Source organism: Agromyces sp. MMS24-K17 (genome assembly GCF_043950245.1).
Classification (GTDB): domain Bacteria; phylum Actinomycetota; class Actinomycetes; order Actinomycetales; family Microbacteriaceae; genus Agromyces.
Genome location: NZ_CP171640.1, coordinates 1146499 through 1171594, shown reverse-complemented (window position 1 = coordinate 1171594; position 25096 = coordinate 1146499). Strand labels below are relative to the sequence as shown.

Annotated in this window: 19 protein-coding genes; 7 read left to right on the top strand and 12 right to left on the bottom strand. The window is 72.3% G+C overall.

The window, feature by feature from the left end:
• Nucleotides 1-17 precede the first annotated feature (17 nt).
• The 9 genes from ACGGZK_RS05250 to ACGGZK_RS05210 form a co-directional block, all read right to left on the bottom strand.
• Nucleotides 18-1562: a CoA-acylating methylmalonate-semialdehyde dehydrogenase gene (locus tag ACGGZK_RS05250; protein WP_395245210.1), complete on the bottom strand. Its 1545-nt coding sequence runs from the start codon at nt 1560-1562 to the stop codon at nt 18-20.
• Nucleotides 1563-1565: 3 nt separating this feature from the next.
• Nucleotides 1566-2879, bottom strand: a complete 1314-nt coding sequence (locus tag ACGGZK_RS05245) for an aspartate aminotransferase family protein (RefSeq protein ID WP_395245209.1) — start codon at nt 2877-2879, stop codon at nt 1566-1568.
• A gap of 78 nt (nt 2880-2957) precedes the next feature.
• On the bottom strand, nt 2958-4100 hold the full coding sequence (locus ACGGZK_RS05240) for an ABC transporter substrate-binding protein (RefSeq protein ID WP_395245208.1): 1143 nt from the start codon (nt 4098-4100) through the stop codon (nt 2958-2960).
• A 128-nt stretch (nt 4101-4228) separates the two neighbouring features.
• A complete protein-coding gene (locus ACGGZK_RS05235; RefSeq protein ID WP_395245207.1) occupies nt 4229-5077 on the bottom strand; it encodes an ABC transporter permease in 849 nt (282 codons plus the stop codon).
• Nucleotides 5074-5943 (bottom strand): ABC transporter ATP-binding protein, encoded by an 870-nt coding sequence (locus ACGGZK_RS05230; protein ID WP_395245206.1) that lies wholly within the window; start codon nt 5941-5943, stop codon nt 5074-5076. Before ACGGZK_RS05230 ends, ACGGZK_RS05235 begins: the two co-directional genes overlap by 4 nt.
• Nucleotides 5940-6857, bottom strand: a complete 918-nt coding sequence (locus tag ACGGZK_RS05225) for an ABC transporter permease (protein WP_395245205.1) — start codon at nt 6855-6857, stop codon at nt 5940-5942. The genes ACGGZK_RS05230 and ACGGZK_RS05225 overlap by 4 nt, the downstream gene beginning before the upstream one ends.
• Nucleotides 6854-7870: a TIGR03842 family LLM class F420-dependent oxidoreductase gene (locus ACGGZK_RS05220; protein WP_395245204.1), complete on the bottom strand. Its 1017-nt coding sequence runs from the start codon at nt 7868-7870 to the stop codon at nt 6854-6856. The genes ACGGZK_RS05225 and ACGGZK_RS05220 overlap by 4 nt, the downstream gene beginning before the upstream one ends.
• A gap of 11 nt (nt 7871-7881) precedes the next feature.
• The gene (gene hydA, locus ACGGZK_RS05215) at nt 7882-9318 is read right to left on the bottom strand and encodes a dihydropyrimidinase (protein ID WP_395245203.1); all 1437 of its coding nucleotides are present in this window, start codon (nt 9316-9318) and stop codon (nt 7882-7884) included.
• Nucleotides 9319-9332: 14 nt separating this feature from the next.
• Complete coding sequence (locus ACGGZK_RS05210) at nt 9333-10181, bottom strand: nitrilase-related carbon-nitrogen hydrolase (RefSeq protein WP_395245202.1); 849 nt, start codon at nt 10179-10181, stop codon at nt 9333-9335.
• Nucleotides 10182-10400: 219 nt separating this feature from the next.
• Between ACGGZK_RS05210 and ACGGZK_RS05205 the strand changes: the two genes are divergently transcribed.
• Together ACGGZK_RS05205 and ACGGZK_RS05200 are read left to right on the top strand one after the other, a co-directional pair.
• A complete protein-coding gene (locus tag ACGGZK_RS05205; RefSeq protein ID WP_395245201.1) occupies nt 10401-11771 on the top strand; it encodes a PLP-dependent aminotransferase family protein in 1371 nt (456 codons plus the stop codon).
• Nucleotides 11772-11909: 138 nt separating this feature from the next.
• On the top strand, nt 11910-14048 hold the full coding sequence (locus ACGGZK_RS05200; protein WP_395245200.1) for a bifunctional lysylphosphatidylglycerol flippase/synthetase MprF: 2139 nt from the start codon (nt 11910-11912) through the stop codon (nt 14046-14048).
• Between the two features lie 23 nt (nt 14049-14071).
• Here ACGGZK_RS05200 and ACGGZK_RS05195 read toward each other — a convergent pair whose 3' ends face one another.
• Nucleotides 14072-17929, bottom strand: a complete 3858-nt coding sequence (locus ACGGZK_RS05195) for an HYR domain-containing protein (RefSeq protein ID WP_395245199.1) — start codon at nt 17927-17929, stop codon at nt 14072-14074.
• A gap of 219 nt (nt 17930-18148) precedes the next feature.
• Here ACGGZK_RS05195 and cofD point away from each other — a divergent pair, with 219 nt between their 5' ends.
• Nucleotides 18149-19183: a 2-phospho-L-lactate transferase gene (gene cofD, locus ACGGZK_RS05190; protein WP_395245198.1), complete on the top strand. Its 1035-nt coding sequence runs from the start codon at nt 18149-18151 to the stop codon at nt 19181-19183.
• A gap of 46 nt (nt 19184-19229) precedes the next feature.
• On the opposite strand, the gene ACGGZK_RS05185 is transcribed toward cofD, so the two are convergent.
• Entirely contained in the window at nt 19230-19667 is a 438-nt protein-coding gene (locus ACGGZK_RS05185) for a peptidoglycan-binding protein (RefSeq protein ID WP_395245197.1), read from the bottom strand.
• A gap of 229 nt (nt 19668-19896) precedes the next feature.
• Here ACGGZK_RS05185 and ACGGZK_RS05180 point away from each other — a divergent pair, with 229 nt between their 5' ends.
• The 4 genes from ACGGZK_RS05180 (at nt 19897) to ACGGZK_RS05165 (ending at nt 23450) form a co-directional block, all read left to right on the top strand.
• The gene (locus tag ACGGZK_RS05180) at nt 19897-20946 is read left to right on the top strand and encodes a putative F420-0 ABC transporter substrate-binding protein (protein WP_395245196.1); all 1050 of its coding nucleotides are present in this window, start codon (nt 19897-19899) and stop codon (nt 20944-20946) included.
• 74 nt (nt 20947-21020) lie between these two features.
• Nucleotides 21021-22076, top strand: coding sequence for a putative F420-0 ABC transporter permease subunit (locus ACGGZK_RS05175; protein WP_395245195.1), 1056 nt, complete (start codon nt 21021-21023; stop codon nt 22074-22076).
• Nucleotides 22073-22960, top strand: coding sequence for an ABC transporter ATP-binding protein (locus ACGGZK_RS05170; protein ID WP_395245194.1), 888 nt, complete (start codon nt 22073-22075; stop codon nt 22958-22960). Before ACGGZK_RS05175 ends, ACGGZK_RS05170 begins: the two co-directional genes overlap by 4 nt.
• A 10-nt stretch (nt 22961-22970) precedes the next feature.
• Nucleotides 22971-23450 (top strand): hypothetical protein, encoded by a 480-nt coding sequence (locus tag ACGGZK_RS05165; protein WP_395245193.1) that lies wholly within the window; start codon nt 22971-22973, stop codon nt 23448-23450.
• A 28-nt stretch (nt 23451-23478) separates the two neighbouring features.
• Here the strand turns inward: ACGGZK_RS05165 and ACGGZK_RS05160 are convergent, their stop codons facing one another.
• Nucleotides 23479-25014, bottom strand: a complete 1536-nt coding sequence (locus tag ACGGZK_RS05160; RefSeq protein WP_395245192.1) for an alpha/beta fold hydrolase — start codon at nt 25012-25014, stop codon at nt 23479-23481.
• Between the last annotated feature and the right edge of the window lie 82 nt (nt 25015-25096).

The window sequence follows — 25096 nt, the reverse complement described above, 5'->3', positions numbered from 1 at the left end:
AGTCGGCGGGAGTCAGGTCAGTCGTGCTGCGGGAACCCGAGGTTGATGCCGCCGTGCGTCGCCGGGTCGAGCCAGCGCGACGTGATCGCCTTCTCGCGGGTGAAGAACTGCACGGCCGCGGGGCCGTACGCCTTCGCGTCGCCGAACATCGAGGCCTTCCACCCGCCGAACGAGTGGTAGGCGACCGGCACCGGGATCGGCACGTTCACGCCGACCATGCCGACCTGCACCTCGCGCTGGAAGCGCCGGGCGGCACCGCCGTCGTTGGTGAAGATGGCCGTGCCGTTGCCGTAGCGGCCGCGGTTGATGATGCCGAGGCCCTCCTCGTAGCCCTCGACGCGCACGATCGACAGCACCGGGCCGAAGATCTCGTCGGTGTACACCGTCGAGTCGAGCGGCACCCGGTCGATGAGGGTCGGCCCGAGCCAGAACCCGGCCGAGTCGCCGTCGACCTCGACGTCACGGCCGTCGACGACGACGGTCGCGCCGTCGGTGGAGGCCTGGTCGATGTACGTGGCCACCTTGTCGCGGTGCTGCTCGGTGATGAGCGGGCCCATGTCGCACGAGCGCCGCCCGTCGCCGGTCTTCAGCCCGGCCATGCGCTCCTTCACCTTCGCGACGAGGTCGTCGGCGATCGCATCGCTCGCGAGCACGACCGAGATGGCCATGCAGCGCTCGCCCGCCGAACCGAAGCCGGCGTTCACGGCCGAGTCGGCGACGAGGTCGAGGTCGGCGTCGGGCAGCACGAGCATGTGGTTCTTCGCACCGCCGAGTGCCTGCACCCGCTTGCCGTGGCGGGCCGCGGTCTCGTAGATGTACTGCGCGATCGGCGTCGAGCCGACGAACGAGACCGACGAGATGCCGGGGTGCTCGAGCACCGCGTCGACGGCCTCCTTGTCGCCGTGCACGACGTTGAAGACGCCGTCGGGCAGGCCGGCCTCCTTGAAGAGCTCCGCCATCCAGATCGCCGCGCTCGGGTCCTTCTCGCTGGGCTTCAGCACGACCGCGTTGCCGGTCGCGATGGCGACGGGGAAGAACCAGAGCGGCACCATGGCCGGGAAGTTGAACGGCGAGATGATGCCGACCACGCCGAGCGGCTGGCGCACGGTGTAGACGTCGACGCCGGTCGATGCGTTCTCGGAGTACTCGCCCTTCGTGAGCTGCGCGATGCCGCAGGCGTACTCGACGACCTCGAGGCCGCGGGCGATCTCGCCGCCGGCGTCGGCGAGCACCTTGCCGTGCTCGCTCGTGAGGATCTCGGCGAGCTCGCCCTTGCGGGCGTTCAGCAGCTCGCGGAACGCGAACATCACCTGCTGGCGCTTGGCGATCGAGGCCTCGGCCCACGCCCGCTGCGCCTCGGTCGCGACCCGCACGGCGGTGTCGACGTCGGCGGCGGTCGCGAAGCGCACGCGCTTCTGCACGACCCCGCGGGCGGGATCGAAGACGGGTCCGGTGCGGTCGCCGGTACCGGCGGCGGATGCCCCGCCGATCCAGTGCTCGACGATCGCGAGCTCCTCGGCCTCGGCGGTCGAGTCGGTGGTGGTCTCAATGGTCTGGCTCATGAGTCAGCCCTCTCCTTCGAGTGCGTTGCTCAGTACTTCATCGTAGATCGCCACGGCTTCGGCGACCTCCTCGGCGGTGACCACGCACGGCGGCACCACGTGGATCCGGTTGTCCTGCACGAACGGCAGGAGGTTGCGCTCGACGAGCGCGCCCTTGATGCGGCCCATCGCCGCGGCGGGCAGCGGCGCGCGCGTCTCGGGGTCGGCGACGAGTTCGAGCGCCCAGAAGACGCCCTCGCCGCGCACCTCGCCGATGACGGCGTGCCGGTCGGCCAGGTCGGCGAGCGCGGGCCCGATGGCGGATTCGCCGATCTCGCGCGCGTGGTCGACGATGCCCTCGGACTCCATGGCGTCGAGCGTCGCGACGATGGTCGCCATGGCGAGCGGATGCCCCGAGTAGGTGAGTCCGCCGGGGAAGACCCGCTCGTCGAACGTGGCCGCGATGGGCGCGTCGATGACGACGCCGCCGACCGGGACGTAGCCCGAGTTCACGCCCTTGGCGAAGGTGATGAGGTCGGGGCGGACGTCGTAGCCGTCGAACGCGAACCAGCGCCCGGTGCGGCCGAACCCGGCCATGACCTCGTCGAGGATCAGCAGGATGCCGTGCCGGTCGCACAGCTCGCGCACGCCGGCGAGGTAGCCGGGCGGCGGCACGAGGATGCCGGCCGTGCCGGGCACGGTCTCGAGGAGCACGGCGGCGATCGACGACGGACCCTCGGCCTCGATGACGCGCCGCAGGTGCTGCAGGGCGCGCTCCGACTCCTGCTCGGGCGTCGTCGCCCAGAACTCGGAGCGGTAGAGGTAGGGGCCGAAGAAGTGCACGTGGCCGCGGGCGAACTCGTTCGGCACGCGACGCCAGTCGCCCGTGGAGACGATCGCCGCCCCGGTGTTGCCGTGGTACGACCGGTAGGTCGAGAGGATCTTGTCGCGGCCGGTGTGCAGGCGGGCCATCCGGATCGCGTTCTCGTTCGCGTCGGCGCCGCCGTTGGTGAAGAAGACCTTGTCGAAGCCCTCGGGGGCCCGCGCCACGATGCGCTTGGCCGCCTCGCCGCGGGCGAGGTTCACCGTCGAGGGGGCGATGGTCGTGAGCAGCTCCGCCTGCTCGCGGATCGCGGAGATGACGGCCGGGTGCTGGTGGCCGATGTTGACGTTCACGAGCTGGCTGGAGAAGTCGAGGTACTCCCGGCCGCCGTGGTCCCAGACGCGCGCGCCGCGCCCGGAGGCGACGACGAGCGAGGAGACCTGGTTCTGGGCCGACCACGAGTGGAAGACGTGGGCCCGGTCGAGCTCGCGGGCGAGCTCGTCGATGTCGGTCATGCTGCGGATTGCCTTTCTCTATCGGACGTTCGGGTGCCGGCGGGCGGCTGGGACATGCCGCCCGCCGGCGCCCTCCCGCTAGTTGCCGCCCTCGTTGAGGGTGACCTCGGTGGGCGCGTACGACTCGCCCAGCACGTCGACGCCGTCGGCCTTCAGGTTCTCGAGGGCCTGGTCGACGTACTCGTTCGTGTACGCCGTGTCCGGCGGGTCGGTCGTGATGACCTGGGCACCGTCCTGGTTCTTGGTGGCGAGCGCCATCTTCACCGTCGCGGCCCACTGGTCGTCGTTGATGTGGCCGATGCCCGAGGTCGACGGCCAGATCAGCTTGTTGATCTCGTTCGCCATCCAGAGCTGGTGGCTGGTGCCGAGCGTGGAGCCGGCGGCGGTCACGGCGTCGGCGGCGGCCTGCGGGTCGTCGCGCTGGTCGATCCAGCCGAGGATGGCACCCTGGATGAGCTTCACCGCGGTGTCCGCGTACGCCTCGTCGGAGGCGAGCCGCTCGGTGTTGGCCCAGATGGCGTCCTGGAGCATGGCCGTGCCGACCTCGTTCCAGTCGATGACCGAGAAGTCCTCGGGCTGGTAGAGCTCGCCGGTCTCGGGGTTCACCGCCTCGAGGAGCTGGGCGTACTCGTTGTACGTCATGGCCTGCGCGGCGTCGATCTCCTTGTTCAGCAGGGCGTTCATGTCGAAGTTCTGCTGCACGATCGTGTAGTCCGACGCGTTCGCCTCGGTGAGGCCGGCGAAGAGCTCCCACTCGTTGCCGAAGCCCCAGCTGCCGACCTGCTTGCCCGAGAGGTCCTCGGGGCCGGTGATGCCGCTGTCGGCCCAGCTGACCTGCAGGGTGGCCGACCGCTCGAAGATCTGGGCGATGTTCGTGATGCCGGCGCCGGCCTCGATCGAGGCGAGGGCCTTCGGCACCCACGCGATCGCGAAGTCGACGTCGCCGGCTGCGAGCACGTCCTGCGGGACGATGTCGACCGCGCCCGGGATGATCTCGACGTCGAGGCCGAGGTCCTCCCAGTAGCCGTTCGCCTTCGCCAGGTAGTACCCGCCGAACTGGGCCTGGGTGAGCCATTGCAGCTGCAGGGTGACGGGCGTGAGGTCGCCGTCGCCCGAGTCGTCGCCGCCTCCGTCGTCGGTGCTCCCGCTGGAGCAGCCGGCGAGGACGAGCGCGGCCGCGGCCGCGGCGGCCGCTCCCGCGAGGATCCTGTTGCGCTTCATCTGCGTTCCTCTCTCGGTGTGATGCGGATTCGTGGTGCGTGTGCTGGTGCGATGCGTGGTGCGTGGTGCGATCCGACCGGCCGGGGCCGGGGGCGTGGACCGGGCGTCGTCGGCCGGCGTGGACTGGGTCAGCGGTGTCGGGAGGCGATCCTCTCGAGCAGGCTGGTGAGGGCGAAGAAGACGAGGCCGAGCAGGATGGCGCCGATGACGAACGCCCAGGCCCGGGCGTACGCGCTCGACGCGGCGGCGGTCGTGATCGCCGAGCCGAGGCCCTGGCGCGGCCCGCCGAAGTACTCGGCGACGAGCGCCGAGATCACGGCGAGCGACGACGCGATGCGCAGGCCCGTGAAGAAGTGCGGCAGCGCCGAGGGCACGGTCACCGCCCACGTCTCCTGCTGCGGGCTGGCCGCGTAGGAGCGCATGAGGTCGCGGTGCACGGGTCGCACCTGGCGGAGGCCGCGGAGCGTGTTGAGGAAGATCGGCACGAACACCGCCAGCGATGCGATGAGGATGCGCGCCACCTCCGACGTGGACCCGAACATCGTGTACAGCACCGGCGCGAGCGCGACGATCGGCACGACCGCGACCGCCGCGACGATCGGGGCGAGCATGCCGTCGATCGCCTTGGCGAACGAGGCGACGACGGCGAGCACGACGCCGAGGACGGCGCCGATCGCGAGGCCGATGAGGGCGTTCAGCCCGGTCGACGCGGTCGCGGCGAGGATCTGCGGGGCGTACTGCACGAGCTGCTCGAGGATCGCGGTCGGGCTCGCGAGCACGAACGGCGGGATGCCGAGCGACACGACGAGCAGCTGCACGAGGGCGACGAGCACGAGGAAGAGCAGCACGGGCGGCACCACGAGGCGGGCGAACGCACGCCAGCGGCCACCGGATGCCCCGCGCCGGCGCCGTGCGGCCTCGGGTGCGGGCGGCGGGGCGAGCTGGGTCGCGATCGCCGCGTCGGGCAGTCCGCTCATCGCACGTCCACCCCTCGCGCCGACCCCGTGGCGGGCGTCGCCTGCGGCCCGTGCAGCGCCTCGCGCACCGCGGTGACGCCGGCGAAGAACGCGGCATCCTCGCGGAGGTCCTCGCCGCGGTCGGCCGCGTCGCCGAGTCGCACGTCGATCTCGGCGGTGATCCGGCCGGGTCGGGGCGACATGACGACCACCCGGTCGGAGAGGTACACGGCCTCGGGGATGGAGTGCGTGACGAACACGACGGCGGCGCCGGTCTCGGCGCGGATGCGCAGGAGCTCGGTCTGCATCCGCTCCCGGGTCATCTCGTCGAGTGCGCCGAACGGCTCGTCCATGAGCAGCAGCTTCGGGCGCTCGGCGAGCGACCGGGCGATCGCGACGCGCTGCTGCATGCCGCCGGAGAGCTGGTCGGGGTAGTGCCCGGCGAAGTCGGAGAGGCTCACGAGCTCGAGCAGCTCGGCGACGCGGGCGCGGCGCTCGGCCTTCGCCATGCCGTGCAGCTGCAGGGGCAGCTCGACGTTGGCCGCGACCGACCGCCACGGCAGGAGGCCGGCCTGCTGGAAGGCGATGCCGTAGGCCTGGTCGATGCGCGCCTGGCGCGCCGACTTCCCGAACACGCGGATGTCGCCGGCCGTCGGCTCGTCGAGGTCGGCGATGAGCCGCAGCAACGTCGACTTGCCGCACCCCGACGGGCCGATGAGCGAGACGAACTCGCCCGCGTGCACGGTGAGGTCGATGCCGGTGAGCGCGGTGACCTCCGCCCCCTTCGCGCCGACGAAGATCCGCTCGACGGCACGGACGACGACGGCCTCCGCGGCGTCGACGGCGGGTGCCGGATCGGGGGCGGCGATCGGGGCGCTGGCGGTCATGCGACGGTCTCCTGTCGGCGGAACGGACTGAGGAAGGCGGCGAGGAGGGCGACGAACCCGGCGGCGACGAGGCCGAGCAGCACCGCACCGAGGATCGGGGCCCAGGGCTTGGCCGGGTCGCTCGACGCGGCCACGGCGGTCTCGAGGATGAGCCGGCCGATGCCGCCGGTGAACCCGACCGAGATCTCCGCGACGACGGTGCCGACGACCGCGTTCGCGGCCGCGAGCCGGAGCGCGGGGATGAGGAACGGCACGCTCGCCGGCAGGCGGAGGCGGAACAGGGTCGTCCACCATCCGGCGGCGTAGCTGCGCATCAGGTCGAGGTGCGCGGCCTCCGGGCTCTGCAGGCCGCGCAGCGCCCCGACCGCGACGGGGAAGAACGCGAGGTAGCTCGCGATGATCACGACCGACATCCAGCTCTCCCAGGAGAAGTCGCCGAACGACAGCCGCGACCCCCAGTTGCGGATGAGCGGGGCCAGCGCGATGAGCGGCACCGTCTGGCTGAGGATGACGAACGGCAGCACCGCGCGCTCCGCGATGCGGAACCCCAGCATGAGCAGCGCGAGCGCGAAGCCGACGACGACGCCCACGAGCCATCCGAGGGCCGCGACCCCCAGGCTGACGAGCGCCGCCAGCAGCACGACCACGCCGAGCGGCAGCGCGCCGGGGGCGCGCGTCACCGGGTCGACGATGCGGGCGAACATCTCCCACGTGTGCGGCATGGCCTGGTCGCTCGTGCGCGGCAGCAGGCGGATGCCGCTGCCGGTCACGCCCTCCTGCGCGCCGATGAGCCATCCGTCGGCCGGCCCGACGAGCTTGTACAGCTCCCAGAGCGCGGCGAGCGCGAGCACGCCCACCGCACCCCAGAGCACCGCGCGCCAGCGGCGCGAGCGTCGGGTCGCCGCCGTCGTCATGCCTTCGCCGTGATGTGCTCGGTCATCGCCGGGATGACCGTCTCGCCGTAGACGCGCAGCGTCTCCTCCTTGTTGTCGTGCTGGAGGTAGCCGGCGAACTGGTCGACGCCGAGGTCGGCGAGCTGCTTCAGCTTCTGGATGTGCTGGTCGGCGGACCCCAGGATGCAGAAGCGCTCGACGATCTCGTCGGGCACGAAGTCGACGTGGTCGTTGTCGGCCTTGCCGTGCGTGTTGTAGTCGTACCCCTGGCGGCCGCGGATGTAGTCGGTCAGGGCGTCGGGCACGGTGCCGTGGGCGCCGTACTTCGCGACGATGTCGGCGACGTGGTTGCCGACCATGCCGCCGAACCATCGGGTCTGGTCGCGCATGTGGCCCCAGTCGTCGCCGATGTACATCGGCGCCGCGACGCAGAACTTGATCGACATCGGGTCGCGCCCGGCCGCCTCGGCGGCGTCGCGGACCGTCTTGATCATCCACGCGGCGATGTCGACGTCGGCGAGCTGGAGGATGAACCCGTCGCCCACCTCGCCGGTGAGCTTCAGGGCCATCGGTCCGTAGGCCGCGACCCACACCTCGAGCTCGGAGCCCTTCGACCATGGGAACTGCAGGGTCGAGCCCTTGTACTCGACCGCCCGCGAGTTCGCGAGCTCGCGGATGACGTGGATCGACTCCCGCAGCTCGGCCATCGTGGTCGGCCTGCCGTTCGTGACCCGCACCGCCGAGTCGCCGCGGCCGATGCCGCAGATCGTGCGGTTGCCGTACATCTCGTTCAGCGTGGCGAAGACGCTCGCGGTGACGGTCCAGTCGCGGGTCGCCGGGTTCGTGACGAACGGGCCGACGGTGATCCGCTTCGTCTCCGCGAGGATCTGCGAGTGGATGACGTACGGCTCCTCCCAGAGGAGGTGCGAATCGAACGTCCACACGTGGCTGAAGCCGAACTGCTCGGCGAGCTTGGCCAGGTGCACCGTGCGCGAGGCCGGCGGGTTGGTCTGGAGGACGACTCCGAAGTCCATGTGGTTCCCTCTCAGATCAGGTACTGCGACAGGCCGCGCTTCAGGAACTTCCCGTCGCCCTTGGCGCCGACGTACTCGTCGCCGTCGACGACGACCTTGCCCCGCGAGAGCACGGTGTCGACGTGCCCGTCGATCTCGTACCCCTCCCACGCCGAGTAGTCCATGTTCATGTGGTGGGTCTTGTCGAGACCGATCGACGTGTGGCCGTTCGGGTCGTAGACGACGATGTCGGCGTCGGCGCCGGGCTGGATGACGCCCTTGCGGCCGTACAGCCCGAACATGCGCGCCGGCGTGGTGCTCGTCAGCTCGACCCAGCGCTCGAGGGTGATCTCGCCGGTGACGACGCCCTGGTACATGAGGTCCATGCGGTGCTCGATCGAGCCGATGCCGTTCGGGATCTTGCGGAAGTCGCCGAGCCCGAGCTCCTTCTGGTCCTTCATGCAGAACGGGCAGTGGTCGGTCGAGACCATCTGGAGGTCGTTCGTGCGCAGTGCCTGCCACATCGAGTGCTGGTGCCCCTCGGCGCGGCTCCGCAGCGGCGTCGAGCACACCCACTTCGCGCCCTCGAACGCACCCCACTGGTCGCTGGATGCCCCGAGCTGGTCCTCGAGCGAGAGGTAGAGGTACTGCGGGCAGGTCTCGCCGAACACGTTCTGCCCCTTGTCGCGCGCCCAGGCGAGCTGCTCGACCGCCTGCTTCGCCGAGACGTGCACCACGTAGAGCGGGGCGCCGGTGAGCTTCGCGAGCATGATCGCGCGGTGCGTGGCCTCCTCCTCCATCTCCCAGGCGCGGGCGATGCCGTGGTAGTACGGGTCGGTGTTGCCGGCGTCGACGAGCTGCTGGGCGAGCACGTCGATCGCCGGCCCGTTCTCGGCGTGCATCATCGTCATCAGGCCCGTGTCGCGGGAGACCTGCATGGCCTTCAGGATCTGCGCGTCGTCGGAGTAGAAGACGCCGGGGTAGGCCATGAACAGCTTGAAGCTCGAGATGCCCTCGTCGGGCAGGCGCCGCATCGCAGCCAGCGAGTCGGCGTTCACGTCGCCGACGATCTGGTGGAACCCGTAGTCGATGGCGCAGTTGCCGGCGGCCTTCTCGTGCCAGGCGGCGAGCCCGTCTTCGATGCGCTGCCCGTAGGTCTGCACGGCGAAGTCGATGATCGAGGTCGTGCCGCCGTGCGCGGCGGCCCGCGTTCCGGTCTCGAACGTGTCGGATGCCTCGGTGCCGCCGAACGGCAGCTGCATGTGCGTGTGCGCGTCGATGCCGCCGGGGATCACGTACTTGCCGGTCGCGTCGATGACGCGGTCGACGCTCGCCGAGACATCCGTGCCGAGCAGTTCGCTGCCGGGTGCGAGCACGGCGACGATGCGCTCGCCGTCGACGAGGACGTCGGCCTCGGTGCGGCCGGTGGCGCTGACGACGGTGCCGCCGGAGATGAGGGTGGTGGTCATGGGGGTTCAGCTCCTCACGGCTTCGGGATGGAGGTGTACGAGTCGGGCCGGCGGTCGCGGTAGAACTGCCAGGCGTTGCGCACGTCGCGGATCATGTCCATGTCGAGGTCGCGCACGACGACCTCCTCCTCGGTCTCCGAGCCGTACTCGCCGACGATGACGCCCTGCGGGTTGACGAACTGGCTCTTGCCGTAGAAGTTCACGGCGAGGTCGCCGTACTCGTTGTCCTCGAGGCCGACCCGGTTCGCGGCGGCGACGAAGTAGCCGTTCGCGGCGGCCGCGGCCGGCTGCTCGATCTCCCACAGGCGGTTCGAGAGGCCGGGCTTCGTGGCGTTCGGGTTGAACACGATCTGCGCGCCGTTGAGGCCGAGCTCGCGCCACCCCTCGGGGAAGTGCCGGTCGTAGCAGATGTAGACGCCGATCGGGCCGACGGCGGTCTGGAACACCGGGTAGCCGAGGTTGCCGGGGCGGAAGTAGAACTTCTCCCAGAACTTGTCGAGGTTCGGGATGTGGTGCTTGCGGTATGAGCCGAGGATGGTGCCGTCGGCGTCGACCACGACCGCGGTGTTGTAGTAGACGCCCGGCTGCTCCTCCTCGTAGATGGGGAGCACCATGACCATGCCGAGCTCCTTCGCGAGCGCGGCGAAGCGCTGCACGATCGGGCCGTCGGCCGGCTCGGCGTAGTCGTAGTACTTCACGTCCTCGGTGATGCCGAAGTACGGTCCGTAGAACAGCTCCTGGAAGCAGATCACCTGGGCGCCCTGCGCCTTGGCGTCTCGGGCGAACTGCTCGTGCTTGTCGAGCATCGACTCCTTGTCGCCGGTCCAGGTCGTCTGCGTGATGGCCGCTCGGACGATCGTCATACTGCCTCCTGCTTTCGGGTCGGCGTCATTGCCGTCCGCGGTGGGCGTGGAGCTCTGCCTACCGGGGTCTGACGTGACGCCGAGCGGTGGTGCCGAGAACGTTGGGACGGGCCATCCGACCCGTTCTGTTATTGTTCGGCGTGAACATTTCCCTTGTGTTTCGCTCTGTGACGTACGTGTAAGTCATTGTGGGCTTCGCAGCGGGGGGAGGCAAGAGCCGTGCACGCTGGATTCGTGGAGATCGACGGATCGTCGCCGAGCGACATCGCGGCCGGTGTCGCGCGCCTGATCACGAGCGGCGAGCTGGCGCCGGGCGACCGGCTGCCGACCGTGCGCGCCCTCGCCGGCCAGCTCGGCGTCAGCCCGGCGACCGTCAGCCAGGCGTGGCAGGCCCTCGGCCGGGCGGGGCTACTCGAGTCGCGCGGCCGCGCCGGATCGTTCGTGCGCCGCCGCGACACCACGTGGCTGCCGCCGCGCACGCAGGGCCTCGCCGGGTACCTCGGCGACGCCCGCCTGGACCTCTCGCGGGGCACGCCCGACCCGACGCTGCTGCCCGACCTCTCGCGCGCCCTCGCCCGGGTGTCGGCCAGCGCCGACACCCCGAGCTACCACGACCTGCCCGTGCTGCCCGAGCTCGAGCGGGTGCTGCGCGACGCCTGGCCGAACCCGGTCGAGTCGATCACCGTCGTCGACGGCGCGCTCGACGCCGTGTCGCGCACCCTCGAGACCGTCGTGCGCTTCGGCGACCGCGTCGCCGTCGAGAACCCCGGGTTCCCGCCGTTCTTCGACCTGCTCGACGCGCTCGGCGCCGAGCGCGTACCGGTCGAGCTCGACGAGGGCGGCGTCACCCCCGAGTCGCTGCGCGCCGCGCTCGACGCGCGCCCGAGCGCGTTCCTGCTGCAACCGCGGGCGCAGAACCCGACCGGCGTCTCGCTCTCGGTCGCCCGCGCCGAGGCGCTCGCCCGGGTCATCCGCGACCACCGCAACGGCGCCGACCTCGTCGTCATCGAGGACGACCACTCGGGCCAGATCTCCACCGCCGGCGACGTCAGCCTCGGCCGCTGGATCCCCGACCGCGTCGTGCACGTGCGCAGCTTCTCGAAGTCGCACGGGCCCGACCTGCGCATCGCCGCCCTCGGCGGCCCCTCCGCCATCGTCGACCGCGTGGTCGCACGGCGGATGCTCGGGCCCGGGTGGACGTCGCGGATGCTCCAGCGGATCCTCGTCGACCTGCTCACCGACGGCCAGTCGATCGACGAGGTCGCCGAGGCGCGCCGCCGCTACTTCTCGCGGCAGCGCGCGCTCGCGACCGCGCTCGCGACCTGGGGCGTCGAGCCCTCCCGCTCCGACGGCATCAACACGTGGCTGCCCGTGCACGACGAACGCTCCGCGCTCGTGCAGCTGGCGGCGGCGGGCATCCGCGTCGCGCCCGGCGGCCCGTTCTTCGCGACGGATGCCCCGGGCCGCCACTTCGTCCGCGTCACGGTCGGGCTCGTGCGCGACGGGGCCCCCGACGTGGCGGCCGCGCTCGCCGCGGCGGCGCTGCCCACCCCGCCGGGCGTGCACTCGCTCGAGCAGCGCTGGGCGTGACCCCGGGGCCGGCGGGGAGTTGCGGCGGCACTCGGTCGGTGAGGCGGCACGAGCTCCTGCCGCCGCACCGAGGGTGTGCCGCCCGACTCGGCCACCGGGTCCTGCGCTAGCCTGCCCGCAGGGACGGGGAGGGTTCGCATGACGACGACCGATGCCGCAACACGCTCGCACGAGCCATCCGCTCGGGTCGCCCCGCCCTCGCGGGTGAGGCACGCCGCCGCGTTCGTCGGCCGCGTGCCGTTCACGATCTCGCTCCTGGCCGCGCTGCTCCTCGTCGGCATCCTCACCGGCACCCTGACCTCGCCGGCCACGGAGGCCGACTGGTACGAGACCTTCGCGTACGGCGTGCCGTCCTTCGCCGACTCGCGCTGGTGGACGACGATCACCGGCACCTTCCTCGTCACCGCGCCGTGGGGCTACCTCGTGCTCGCGGTGCTCGTTCCGCTCGGCGTCGGGTGGCTCGAACTCCGCCGCGGCACCGCCCGCGCGGCCGCCTATTTCGTCGGCGGCCAGGTCTTCTCGGTCGTCGGCGCCGCGATCGTCATCGCCGGGTTCGCCGAGATGGGGTCGTACTGGGCGCAGACACTCGTCACGCAGCTCGACGTCGGCCCGTCCGGCGGCGTGTTCGCGTGCCTCACCGCGGCGTGCGCGAGCCTGCCCTCACCGTGGCGCGGCCGCAGCCTCCTCGTCCTCACCGAGTACGCGCTCGTGAGCCTGCTGTTCCTCGGGTCGATCGCCGACGTCATCCACGCCGTCGCCGTGGGCATGGTCCTGCTGATCAACGTCGGCTCCTTCACGAAGCCCACCGTGCGCGAGCAGCGGTTCGTCGCCGTCGCCGCGATCGTCGGGCTCGTCGCGATCGAGCTCATCGCCTCGCTCGTGCCGACGGCGGGCCCGTTCGGCCTGACCGACGCCGGCGGCATCGACGTGATCGACGTCGGGTTCGACCTGCTGATCGTGATCCTCCTCATCGCCGGCCTCCGGCGCGGGTCCCGGGTCACCTGGGTGATCGCCGTCGTCCTCGTGGCGCTCAACGTGCTGCTGGGCGCGCTGGCCGTCTTCCTCATCGCCCACCCGGAGCTGTTCGGCACGCCGGGCGAGTACGACGACCGGGAGGGGCTCGCGTTCGCCGCGGCCACCGGGTTCCTCTGGACCGTCATGCTCGGCTGGCTGCTCGTCTGCCACCGGGCGTTCCGCGCGAGGCTGCGGCGGCGGCTTCCGGGCGACCGCGGTGCCGATCGCCCCGGCGCCCGTCTCGACGAGACCCGCGACGTGATCCGCCGCGACGGCGGCGGCGTGCTGTCGTGGATGGCGACCTGGCGCGACAACCGGCACTACTTCGGCTCCGACCCCGGCACGGTGGTCGCGTACCAGCTCCACCAGGGCGTCGCGCTCGTGCTCGGCGATCCGATCGCCCCGCCCGACCGGGTCGCCGAGACCCTGCGCGAGTTCGTCGACACCGCAGAGCACGCCGGGTTCGTCGTCAGCGTCTTCGGCGCGAGCGAGGCATCCGTCGCGGGCATGCCGCCCGGCTGGCGCTCCCTCCAGGTGGCGGAGGACACGATCATGGACCTCCCCGGCCTCGAGTTCACCGGCAAGCGGTGGGCCGCCGTGCGCGGCGCGATGAACCGCGCCGAACGCGAGGGCGTCCGGTTCCGGCTCACCTCGCTCGCCAGGGAGTCGCTCGCGGTACGCGCGCAGGTCACCGCGATCTCCGAGCAGTGGGTCGGCGACAAGGGGCTGCCCGAGATGCGGTTCACGCTCGGCTCCCTCGACGAGGCGCTCGACCCGGCCGTGCGGCTCGCGGTCGCGGAGACGGCCGACGGCGTCGTGCAGGGCTTCCTCAGCTGGCTGCCGGTCTACGCGCCGGGCGGCGCGCCGCGCGGCTGGACGCTCGACCTGATGCGCCGACGCGACGACGGATCGTTCCCGCCGGTGATGGAGTTCCTCATCGGCGCCTCGGCGCTGGCGTTCCGGGACGAGGGCGCGGAGTTCGTCTCGCTGTCGGGCGCTCCGCTCGCCCACTCGGCGGAGACCGAGGAGGAGGGCCAGATCGAGGCCATCCTCGACCGGCTCGGCGGCATCCTCGAGCCCGCGTACGGCTTCCGCTCGCTGCACCGCTTCAAGCAGAAGTTCAACCCGCGCCCGGAGCCGATGTACCTCCTGTACAGCGACGAGGCCGACCTGGCCCGCATCGGCATCGCCCTGGTGCGTGCATACCTGCCGGATGCCTCGGTGCCGCAACTCGTGCGCGCAGGCCTGTCGATCGGCCGGTAGGGCCTCCTCGCCCAGTCGTCTGGTCAGCCCCGTTCGGATGCCCCGCGCCGCCGGGCCCCGAACCGCAGTGCCATGGCGCCGGCGAGGAGCAGGGCGAGCGCCGCGATGAGCGCCGCCTGGCCGTCGACGCCGGTGGAGGCGATGCCGCCGGAGCCGCCGGAGCCGCTCGTGCCCGAGCCGCCCGAGCCGGAACCGCCGCCGGGGTTGCCCGGTCCGCCCGGCTGGTTCGGCTCCGTCGTCTCGTTGACGGTGATGGTGAACGAGTCGGACACGAGGGCGAACAGCACGATCTGCTCCTCGGGTGCCGAGTCCTGCGCCGTGCACGTCACCGTGGTGACGCCGATCGGGAAGAACCCGCCCGACGGGGCGTCGCAGGTGACGGTCACCGGCGGCACGCCGCCCGACACCGTCGGCGCGGGGTACGACACGTTGACACCGGGCTCGCCGGGAGGCGCGTCGACCACGATGTCGTCGGGCGCGGTGATGCTGAGCGGGTCGGGTCCGGCGACGAGCGAGAACGCGACGGTGTTGTCGACCGACGTCGACGCCTCGGAGAGGTTGCCCGAGGCATCCTCCGCGGCGCCCGCGCCGATCGAGGCGATCACGTCGCCGTCGCCGGTCATACCCGTCACCTCGACCGTGTAGCTCGCTCCGGCGCCCGAGACGGCGGCGACGAGGGCGCCCGGCGCCGTCGACGCGGCGAGGATCACGTCCGCGGCACCGAACCCGGTCACCGGTTCGCTGAACTCCACCTCGAACACGATCGGCGTCTGATCCGTCGGGTCCGCCTGGCCCGCACCCTGCTCGATGGTGACCGTCGGCGCCGTCACGTCGCCGTCGTCGAAGTCGAACGTCACCTGGTTGTCGAGCGACGTCGACGCCAGGGACAGGTTGCCCGCCGCATCCTCCGCCGCGGCGGCGACGACCTCGGCGACCACGAGGCCGTCCTGCGACATGCCCGACACCTCGACCGTGTACGACGCACCCGAACCCGACACCGCGGCCGTCGTCGGGTTGGCGGTGCCGGAGAGCACGACGTCCGCGTTGTCGAAGCCGGTCACGGCCTCGCTGAACTCCACCTCGAACTCGATCGGCGACACCCCGGTCGGGTCGGCCTGGCCCGCACCCTGCTCGATCGTCACCGTCGGAGCGTCCTCGTCCACGCCCGTGAACGTCACCTCGTTGTCCACCGACGTCGACGCCGTCGACAGGTTCCCCGCCGCATCCTCCGCCGAAGCCGCGACGACCTCCGCCACGACCAAGCCGTTCGCCGACATCCCCGACACCTCGACCGTGTACGACGTGCCCGACCCCGACACCGCCGCCGTCGTCGGGTTCGCAGTGCCCGACAGCACGACATCGGCGTTGTCGAACCCGGTCACCGGTTCGCTGAACTCCACCTCGAACTCGATCGGCGACGCCCCGGTCGGGTCCGCCTGGCCAGCACCCTGTTCGATCGTCACCGTCGGAGCGTCCTCGTCCACCCCCGTGAACGTCACCTCGTTGTCCGCCGAGGTCGACGCCGTCGACAGGTTCCCAGCGGCATCCTCCGCCGCCGCCGCGACGACCTCCGCCACGACCAAGCCGTTCGCCGACATCCCGGACACCTGCACCGTGTACGACGCACCCGAACCCGACACCGCGGCCGTCGTCGGGTTCGCCGACCCCGAGAGCACCACGTCAGCGGCACTGAACCCGGTCACCGACTCGCTGAACTCCACCTCGAACGAGATCGGCGACGTCCCCGTCGGATCCACCTGCCCCACAGCCTGCTCGATCGTCACCGTCGGCGGCGTCACGTCCTCGAGCTCGTCGTCGATGATCGTCACCGTGGCCGTCCCGTCGGTGATCGCCACGTCGAACCCGGGCGGATCGGCCGGGACGCCGTCGATCACCACCCGGTACGTCTCACCGGGATCGAGATCCATGTCCTGCAGGGCATCCACCGGGATGTCGATCGACGCGGCATCCGCCGGCACCGGGAAGGCGACCGACGCGATCGGCGTGAAGTCGGCGGCACTCGTCGGCGCCACGACCTCCGTCGACACCGTCACCGAGAACGCCGGATGCGTCGCCGGCGACACCACGAGCGGCACCGTCGTCGACGCGCCCTCCGCGACCGAGACATCCGTCGGCAGCGAGAGTTCGAGCAGCTCGTCGGGCACCTCGTCGTCGATGATCGTCACCGTGGCCGTGCCGTCGGTGATCGCGGCGTCGAACCCGGGCGGGAAGGGCGGGTTCGGCGGGAACCCGTCGATCGTCACCGTGTAGGTCTCGCCGGGATCGAGGTCGCCGTCCTGCAGGGCATCCACCGGGATGTCGATGGAGACGGCGTCCTCCGGCACGGTGAACGTCTGCGCCCCGATGGGCGTGAAGTCGGCCGCGCTCGTCGGCGGCACCGCGGTCGTGGAGATCGTGACGTCGAACGCCGGGTGGGTCGCCGGCGACACCGCGAGCGGGACCGTGGTCGCCCCGCCCTCGGGCACCGAGACATCCGTCGGCAGCGAGACCTCGATCATGGTCCCGTCGCCCACTTCGACGACGACCTTCTCGACCGTCGGGAAGTCGTTTGTGTCGAGGTCGAACCCGAAGAACGGCACCTGGATGCCGTACGGCGGGTCGCCGAGGTACTGCACGGGCAGGCCGTTGTTGCCGAGGTCGCTGACCAGGAATCGGACGGTGCAGGTGACGTCCGCGAGCCCCGTCGCCTGGAACTCGACGTTGTCGAGCACGTAGTTGAGCGAGTCGATCGCGTTGAGGCCGCTGACCACGCCGGCGAACGCGTTGTGGGGGTCGCTCGGATTGCCGGTCGCGAACGGCAGGTTCTTGACCTCGTCGGGCAGCGCCGCCATGGCGGCGTCGATGAGGGCGGTCTTGTTCGTCTGGTACTCGGCGTACGCGTCGGGCTCGGTCACCGGGTCGGGCGCGACCCCGAGGTCGAGGGCGTCGCCGAAGAGCTGCTCGAGGTCGTCGTAGACCGCGAACGGCGACGCGGGCATCGCGAACGTGCCGCAGTCGGCCCACGCGATGAGCAGCCATTCGTCGCCGGGGCCGTCGATGGTGTCGTTGTCGTCCTGCTCGTCGTTGTCCTCGTCGACGACGTTCCAGTCCAGCTCGTCGGGTTGGCCGGTGTCGTCACCGGCGTCGCCGAGGTATCCGGTGCCGCCCGACGGCACCTGGAAGACCTGGTCGGGCACGGTCACCTCGGGGAACTCGTTGATCCGCTGCACCCGGATCTGCACGTCGATGCTGACGGGACCGCCGAGCGCGGGGTCGCCGGGTCCGAGCGTCACGAGGAGCGTCTCGGCGTTGGAGCCGTTGTAGTAGTACGGGTCGTCGGCGGTACCGTCGTCGTCCGAGTCGGTGTCGGGAACGTAGACGAGGGTCGCGAGCGCGGCGTTCACCTGCTCGGTCGTGCCGATCACCGCCACTGCCTTCGCGGGGAGCTCGGATGCCTCGTGCTTGTCTCGCTCGAGCGCGCCGCCGGGGAACTTCAGCACGTCGAGGTCGCTGTCGCCGTCGTCCTCCTGCGTCGGCAGGGGGTCGAACGTGAGCGTGCCGTAGGCGACCGAGAGCTGCACCGCCGTGCATCCGCCCTGGTTCCAGTCGGGTGCGGCCATCGCGCAGCCCTGTTCGCCCGACTCGACCTCGATCTTCCGGAGGTCCTGCGAGATGAGGTCGGTGCCGCCGTCGAAGACCAGCTCCCCCTCGGGGATGACGGTCGGGAATCCGTCGGGGATGGAGACGGGCAGGCTGCCCGCCGGCGCCATGTACAACCGGGTCGGCGGATCGACGAAGCTGGGCGCGGCCGCACTCGCGGCCGTCGCGGTGACGAGGGCCGCGAACACCGCGACACTCGCCCCGATGGCGAGCACGCGCATCCCGCGCCTCGGCCGCGTTCCCCCAGCGCCGACGGCGACCTGATCCGCCATGTTCCGTACCCCCCGGTTCCGGACGCGGACGACTTCGTCCCCTTCACAGGCAACCAGCGGCGCGGATGCCTCCGCAAGCGAAGTCGAGGATTCGTCGCCGTTGCCATGACCCCAGTTCGAGGGGCAGGCGTGGGCGAGACCGTCACGCCGCCCGCCTACGCTGGTCGGATGCGGATCACGGTGCTGGCGGGCGGAGTCGGCGGGGCGCGTTTCGTGCGCGGCGTGCGCGAGGAGGCCCGGCGCCGCTGGCCCGACGGGCAGGGCGGGAGCGAGGCATCCGCCGTCGACGTGATCGTGAACACCGGCGACGACCTCTGGCTCGCCGGCGTGCGCCTCATGCCCGACTTCGACTCGCTGCTGTACGCGCTCGCGGGCGTGAACGACACCGAGCGCGGCTGGGGGCGTGCCGGCGAGACCGAGCGGGTCGCGGCCGAACTCAGCGAGTGGGGCGTCGGCTGGCCGTGGTTCACCCTCGGCGACCTCGACCTCGGCACGCACCTCGCGCGCACCTCCTGGTTGCGCGACGGCCTCACGCCCACGCAGGTCGGGGAGCGCCTGCAGGGCCGCTGGCCCCTCGGCGTGCGCCTCCGGCCCGCGACCGACACCGAGGTCGACACGCACGTGCTGGTGCAAGATCCGGATGCCGCGGGCGCATCGGATGCCCCGACCGTCGAACTGCACTTCCAGGAGTGGTGGACCCGCTACCGGGCGAGCCTGCCCGCCCTCGAGTTCCGGCAGCGGAACCTCGACGTCGCCCGCCCGGCGCCCGGCGTCGCCGAGGCGATCGCCGACGCCGACGTGGTGCTGGTCGCGCCGTCGAACCCGGTCGTCTCGATCGGCACGATCCTCACGATCCCCGGCATCCGCGAGGCGCTCGCGGCGACGTCCGCGCCCGTGGTCGGTGTCTCGCCGATCATCGGCGGCGCCGTCGTGCGGGGCATGGCCGATGCCTGCCTCTCGGCCATCGGCGTCGAGACGGACGCCGCGGCCGTGGCCCGCCACTACGGTGCCCGCTCGGCCGGCGGCCTGCTCGACGGCTGGCTCGTGGCCGAGGAGGATGCGGCCGAAGTCGAGGGCCTCCGCGCCCACGGGTTCGCCGCCCGCGCGGTGCCGCTCTGGATGCGCGACCTCGACACGTCGGCCGCGCTCGCGGGCGAGGCGTTCGACCTCGCCCGCGAGCTTCGAGCCGACCGGGGCCGCTGAGCGCATCGCGCATCCGCGGCCCCAGCGTGCTCAGGGCGCCGCGACGTCAGACGGCACAGCCGGCGGCGCGTGCCGCGGTGTACGGGTAGCCGGGGACCGGACCCGGGCCCTTCATGGGCGAGCAGAGGTAGCTCCACGACTGCGGGCCGACGATGCCGTCGACCGACAGGCCCCAGTAGCGCTGGAACGCGACGACGGCGCTCTTCGTCGCCGGCCCGAACGCGTTGTCCACGGCCAGGCCGGTGTAGGAGCCGATCGGCTGGTGGTACCGGCTCGCCTGCGGGATGCGGTGGTAGTTGAGCAACTGCTGGATGGTCCCGATGCAGCTGGAGTAGCCGCCCTGCGAGTAGTTGTAGTCCACGCAGCGGCCGGCGGCCTCGGCCGGTGCCGGGGCGGCGCCGACCGCGCCGACGGTTCCGGCCGCGGCGAGCGAGAGCGCCGCGAACGCGAGGGCGAGCTTGTGGCGACGGGTGCGGATGGGCATGCGGGTGTCCTTCCCAGCGGCACCGTGCCGCCGAATCACGGTCGACCCTACGGAACCGGCCACGCACGTGGCGATGGGGAGCACTCCCCGGCCCGCGGCCCCGCCGGTAGACTCTCCCCGACCGCCGGTCTGCTGTGACCGGTTGGCATGGCCCGGGCTGTGGGCCGTGAGTCCCCGACTTCCGTCGGTTGCACCGAACTCACCGTCTTCCACCGTGCCCGGAGATCCCATGCCCTCGCGTTCCCCGCAGTCCCCCCGTCGCTTCGCGCCGTTCGCCGCCGTCCCGCTCCTCGTGCTCGCCCTCGCCGGCTGCGCGGCGCCCGCCGGGTCGTCCCAGCCGACGGGAGGCGACGGCGACGGCGCGGCGGCGGCCGAGGCATCCGCCTACCCCCTGACCATCGACAACTGCGGCACCGAGGTGACGTTCGACCGCGCGCCCGAGCGCGTCGTCACCGTGAAGTCGTCCACCCTCGAACTGCTCGTCGCCCTCGGCCTCGCCGACCGGGTCGTCGGCAGCGCGTTCACCGACGGGCCCGTTCCCGACGCCATCATCGGCGCCGCGACCGACGACCCCGCGGGCGACGCATCCGGCATCCCGGTCGTGAGCGACAAGGTGCCCTCGCAGGAGGCGACGCTCGCCCTGGAGCCCGACCTCGTCTTCGCCGGCTGGGAGTCGAACCTCACCGCCGACGGTGCAGGCGATCGGGGCCTGCTCGGCAAGCTCGGCGTCGGCACGTACGTCGCACCCGCGGCCTGCAAGGCCGCCGGGTACATGCCCGACCCGCTCACCTTCGACGAGGTCTTCCGCGAGTTCGAGGAGGCGGGCGCCATCTTCGACGTGCCGGATGCCGCGTCCGACCTCGTCGCCGCGCAGCAGTCCGCGCTCGACGCGATCGAGCCCGACGACCGCGGGCTGACCGCGCTCTGGTACAGCTCGGGCAACGACACCCCCTATGTCGGTGCCGGCATCGGGGCGCCGCAGATGATCCTCGACGCCGCCGGCCTCGAGAACGTCGCCGCCGACGTGCACGACACCTGGACGGCGATGGGCTGGGAGGCGATCGTCGCCGCGAACCCCGACGTGATCGTGCTCGTCGACGCGCCGTGGAACACCGCCGCCTCGAAGATCGAACTCCTGCAGCAGAACGCGGCGACGGCCGCGCTCCCCGCGGTGCAGCAGGAGCGGTTCCTCATCGTCGACTTCCCCGCGACCGAGGCCGGCGTGCGCAACGTGTCGGCCGTGCAGTCGCTCGTCGACCAGCTGGCGGCGATCGGCTGATGGCCGCGGATCCCGCCGCGCGGACGCGAATCGCCGCTTCCGGAGCTCCGGAGCGACGATTCGCGTCCGCGCCGGTGGGCGGCGGGTCGGGCAGGGCACGCGGCGGCGGCCGCGCGATCATCATCGGATGCCTCGGCGTGGTGCTGCTCGCGGCGTCGATCGTCGTCGCGGTCACGATCGGCCCGGCCGGCCTCTCGCCCGCCGACGTGCTGGCCAGCATCGGCGCGCACCTCGGGATGGGCGAGCCCACGCTCTCGCGCCTCGACGACGCGATCGTCTGGGAACTGCGGATGCCCCGAGTGCTCACGGCCGCCGTCGTCGGTGCCGGGCTCGCGCTCTGCGGGGCGGTCATGCAGGCGGTGACCCGCAACCCGCTCGCCGATCCCTACCTCCTCGGCCTGTCCTCGGGCGCCTCCGTCGGCGCCGTCCTCGTCATCGTGCTCGGCGTCGGGCTCCTGCTGCCGCTCGCCGCGTTCGCCGGCGCGCTCGCGGCGCTCCTCGCGACGCTCGTCATCGCGATGGCCGCGAGCGCCCGCGCGGGCCGGGGCGCGAGGCTCGATCCGACCACCACCGTGCTCGCGGGCATCGCCGTGTCGAGCGTGTTCGGCGCGATCACGAGCCTCGTCATCTTCTGGAGCGCGACCGGCGACAGCTACCGCGAGATCCTCAACTGGCTGCTCGGCTCGCTCGCAGGCACCGACTGGACGTCGGTCACGATCAGCGGGGTCGCGCTGCTCGCGGTCGGCCTGCCGCTCGTCGCGAGCGCCCGCACGCTCGACGCCTTCGCGATCGGCGAGACCGGCGCCGCCGCGCTCGGCGTGCACGTCGCCCGCACGCGGGTGCTGCTGCTCGGCGGCACGGCCCTCCTCACCGGCGCGCTCGTCGCCGTGAGCGGGTCGATCGGGTTCGTCGGCCTCGTGCTCCCCCACGCCGTGCGACTCGTGACCGGTCCCGGGCACCGGTCGCTGCTCCCGCTGTCGGCGCTCTCCGGCGCCATCTTCCTGGTGTGGGCCGACACGGGCGCGCGCACGCTGTTCGACCCGCGCGAGCTGCCCGTCGGCATCCTCACGGCGCTGGTCGGCGGCCCGGTGTTCGCGTGGCTGCTGCTGCGGGGACGGAGCGCGGCATGAGCCTCGACCTGTCCCGGGTGCGCTTCGACCGCGCCGGCCGCACGATCATCGACGGCGTCGACGCGACGCTGCCCCGCGGCGCCCTCACCGCGCTCGTCGGCCCGAACGGCGCCGGCAAGTCGACGCTGCTCCACCTCATCGCCGCGGTCGAGCGCGCGGACGCGGGCGAACTGCGCCTCGACGGCCGCTCGCTCGACGGGATGCGGCGGCGCGAGCGTGCCCGGGTGGTCGCCCTCGCCGAACAGCAGGCGGAGGTCGACGGACGGCTCACGGTCGGGGCATCCGTCGCGCTCGGCCGCACGCCGCACCTCGGCGCGTTCGGCGTCGCGGGCGCGCACGACCGCGCGGTCGTGGCCGACGCCCTGGATGCGGTGGGCGCCTCGGCATTCGCCGGTCGCACGCTCGACTCGCTGTCGGGCGGCGAACGGCAGCGGGTCACCCTCGCGCGTGCGATCGCGCAGGAGCCGACCCTGCTCCTCGCCGACGAGCCGACCAACCACCTCGACCTCGGCGCCCAGTTCGTGGCGCTCGACCTGCTCGCCGGCCTCGCCCGGGGCGGCCTCACCGTCGTCGCGGCGCTGCACGACCTGTCGCATGCGGCGGCCTACGCCGACCACGTCGTCGTGCTCGCCGCGGGGCGGGTCGTGACCGCCGGCGCGCCCGGCGACGTGCTCACGGCCGACCTCGTCCACGACGTGTACGGCGTGCGGGCCGAGGTCATCGCGCATCCGCTCACCGGGCGGCCGCTGATCGCGGTCGCGAGCGCGGCGGGCCGGCCCGAGGCCGCCGCACCTGCCGGCGCGCCCGCCGCCGACCCCGCCGACCCCGCAGAGCCCGCCGCCCACGAGCGGATGCCCCGCCCCGAGGCATCCGCGCGGGCGTAGCCTTGGGCCCATGGGCGAGGTGACGCTGACCGACGCGCGACGCGCGCAACTGGACTCGATCGTCGACGAGTTCCTCCACAACTCCCGATCGGGCCGGCGCCTGTTCGCCGTCGACAGCCTGTCGGCCGAGCAGGCCGAGCGCTGGGCCGACGACCTCGCCGACCGGCTCCGCGCCAAGGGCCAGCCGGCGTTCCGGGTGTCGCTCGGCGACGCCGGCGAGGCGGCGCTCCGCGCCGACACGATCGAGCCGTTCCGGAAGGGCGAGCTCGCCGGCGCCGAGGACCCCGACACCGTGCTCGTCGTCGACGGCCGCGGCGTGCTCGACGGCTCCGCGCACGGGCTCTGGCACTTCCGCGTCTGGACCCTCGCCGGCGACGAGCTGCCGCACGCCGGCGGCGACGTGATCGTCGACGCCACCGACGAGGACGCCCCGACGCGGTACTTCTACGACTACTGCAAGCTGCCGCCGAGCGCGGGCGACGGGCACTGACCCGCCACCCCCGCTCGGTCCGCGACGGTCAATACGCGACCGTGAACCGCCGGCCCGCGAACGCCCCGCGCTCGACCTCGTCGACCACGGCGGCCGCGTAGTCGCCGACCGTGATGCGGCTGACGCCGTCGGCGTCGGTGAGCGGGGTGTCGCGCGCCTCGGCCCGGTAGGCGCCCGTCTTCTCGCCCGGCACGAGGTGCACCGGCGGCGGGCTGACGTACGACCAGCGCACCGGGGTCTGCGCACCGCTCAGCACCTGCAGCGCCGCGCCCTGGTCGCGCGCGGTCTCGAAGTACGCGGCGGGGAAGTCGGGCGAGTCCACGAAGCGGCGGCCGGGCTCGTACTCGAGGCTGCCCCCGCCGCCCAGGAACACGAGTCGCTCCACGCCGGCGACGGGCAGGGCCGCCAGCAGGGCACGTGCCGCGCGCGGCACGACCTGGTCGGGCCCCTTCACCGAGGCGACGACCGCGTCGTGTCCGGCGACCGCGGCGGCGAGCTCCTCGGGGTCGGTCGCGTCGGCATCGCTGCGCGTGAGCTCGGTCACCTCGTGGCCGCGTTCGCGCGCCTCGGCCACGACGAACCGGCCGAGGGTGCCGCGGGCGCCGACCACGGCGATGCGGAGCGCGGCGGCCGGCTCCTCCGGGGCACCTGATCGCGGCGGGGCATCCGATCGGGGCGGGGCATCCGATCGCTCTCCCGCGTCGAGCCGCTGCAGGAACGCGTCGAGGTGCGGGGCGGCCTCGTCGAGCCGCTCCTCGAGCGCGAAGTGGCCGGTGTCGAGCAGGACGACCTCGGCATCGGGCAGGTCGCGCCGGTAGGCCTCGGCGCCGGCGGGCGGGAAGAACGCGTCGTGGATGCCCCAGAGCACGAGGGTCGGCGGCCGGTGGTCGCGCAGCCATTGCTGCCAGGCGGGGTACCGCTCGACGTTGGAGTGGTAGTCCATCGCGAGCGCGAGCTGCGCGAGGTCGCGGCCGGGCAGGTCGAGGTAGTGCTGGTCGAGCGTCCAGCCGTCGGGCGAGACGAGCGTCTCGTCGGCTGTGCCGCCCTCGTACTGGCCGCGCGTGACCTCGAGGGTGAGGAGGCCGCGGAGCCGGTCGGCGGCGCCGGGCACGTCGGCGCGCTCCGCGACGGTGGCCTCGGCCAGCGGCGAGAGCCCCTCGAGGTACGCGTTCGCGTTCTGCACGACGAGGCCGGCGATGGCGTCGGGGCGGCACTCCGCGAGGCGCATGCCGACCGGGCCGCCGAAGTCGAAGACGTACAGCGCGAACCGGTCGAGCCCGAGCGCGTCGACGAACCCCTCGATCACGTCGGCGAGCGCGTCGAACGTGAACGCGAATCCGTCGGGCGTCTCGGTGCGTCCGAACCCGGCGAGGTCGGGCGCGATAAGGCGGCGCTCCGCGCCGAACACGTCGAGGAGCCGCCGGTACTGGTGCGAACCCGACGGGAACCCGTGGAGGAGGAGCAGCGGCACCCCCTCGGCGCCCTCCGTCTCGCGGTAGGCGACGCGCACGTCGCCGACCTCGACGAAGCGGTGGTGGATCCGGGCGATGGGGCGCAGGGCCATGATGCCGAGCCTTTCTAACGCGAACCGATTAGCATTAACGCGAGCATGGCAGAGGAGCCCGTCTTAATGCAATCAGATTCTC

Coding starts and splice junctions, on each gene's coding strand:
- ACGGZK_RS05245 (WP_395245209.1), bottom strand. CDS start 2,879: ATGACCGACATCGACGAGCTCGCCCGCGAGCTCGACCGGGCCCACGTC.
- ACGGZK_RS05165 (WP_395245193.1), top strand. CDS start 22,971: ATGGGCGAGGTGACGCTGACCGACGCGCGACGCGCGCAACTGGACTCG.
- ACGGZK_RS05200 (WP_395245200.1), top strand. CDS start 11,910: ATGACGACGACCGATGCCGCAACACGCTCGCACGAGCCATCCGCTCGG.
- ACGGZK_RS05220 (WP_395245204.1), bottom strand. CDS start 7,870: ATGGACTTCGGAGTCGTCCTCCAGACCAACCCGCCGGCCTCGCGCACG.
- ACGGZK_RS05230 (WP_395245206.1), bottom strand. CDS start 5,943: ATGACCGCCAGCGCCCCGATCGCCGCCCCCGATCCGGCACCCGCCGTC.
- ACGGZK_RS05235 (WP_395245207.1), bottom strand. CDS start 5,077: ATGAGCGGACTGCCCGACGCGGCGATCGCGACCCAGCTCGCCCCGCCG.
- ACGGZK_RS05240 (WP_395245208.1), bottom strand. CDS start 4,100: ATGAAGCGCAACAGGATCCTCGCGGGAGCGGCCGCCGCGGCCGCGGCC.
- ACGGZK_RS05225 (WP_395245205.1), bottom strand. CDS start 6,857: ATGACGACGGCGGCGACCCGACGCTCGCGCCGCTGGCGCGCGGTGCTC.
- cofD (WP_395245198.1), top strand. CDS start 18,149: ATGCGGATCACGGTGCTGGCGGGCGGAGTCGGCGGGGCGCGTTTCGTG.
- ACGGZK_RS05180 (WP_395245196.1), top strand. CDS start 19,897: ATGCCCTCGCGTTCCCCGCAGTCCCCCCGTCGCTTCGCGCCGTTCGCC.
- ACGGZK_RS05210 (WP_395245202.1), bottom strand. CDS start 10,181: ATGACGATCGTCCGAGCGGCCATCACGCAGACGACCTGGACCGGCGAC.
- ACGGZK_RS05250 (WP_395245210.1), bottom strand. CDS start 1,562: ATGAGCCAGACCATTGAGACCACCACCGACTCGACCGCCGAGGCCGAG.
- ACGGZK_RS05185 (WP_395245197.1), bottom strand. CDS start 19,667: ATGCCCATCCGCACCCGTCGCCACAAGCTCGCCCTCGCGTTCGCGGCG.
- ACGGZK_RS05170 (WP_395245194.1), top strand. CDS start 22,073: ATGAGCCTCGACCTGTCCCGGGTGCGCTTCGACCGCGCCGGCCGCACG.
- hydA (WP_395245203.1), bottom strand. CDS start 9,318: ATGACCACCACCCTCATCTCCGGCGGCACCGTCGTCAGCGCCACCGGC.
- ACGGZK_RS05195 (WP_395245199.1), bottom strand. CDS start 17,929: ATGCGCGTGCTCGCCATCGGGGCGAGTGTCGCGGTGTTCGCGGCCCTC.
- ACGGZK_RS05160 (WP_395245192.1), bottom strand. CDS start 25,014: ATGGCCCTGCGCCCCATCGCCCGGATCCACCACCGCTTCGTCGAGGTC.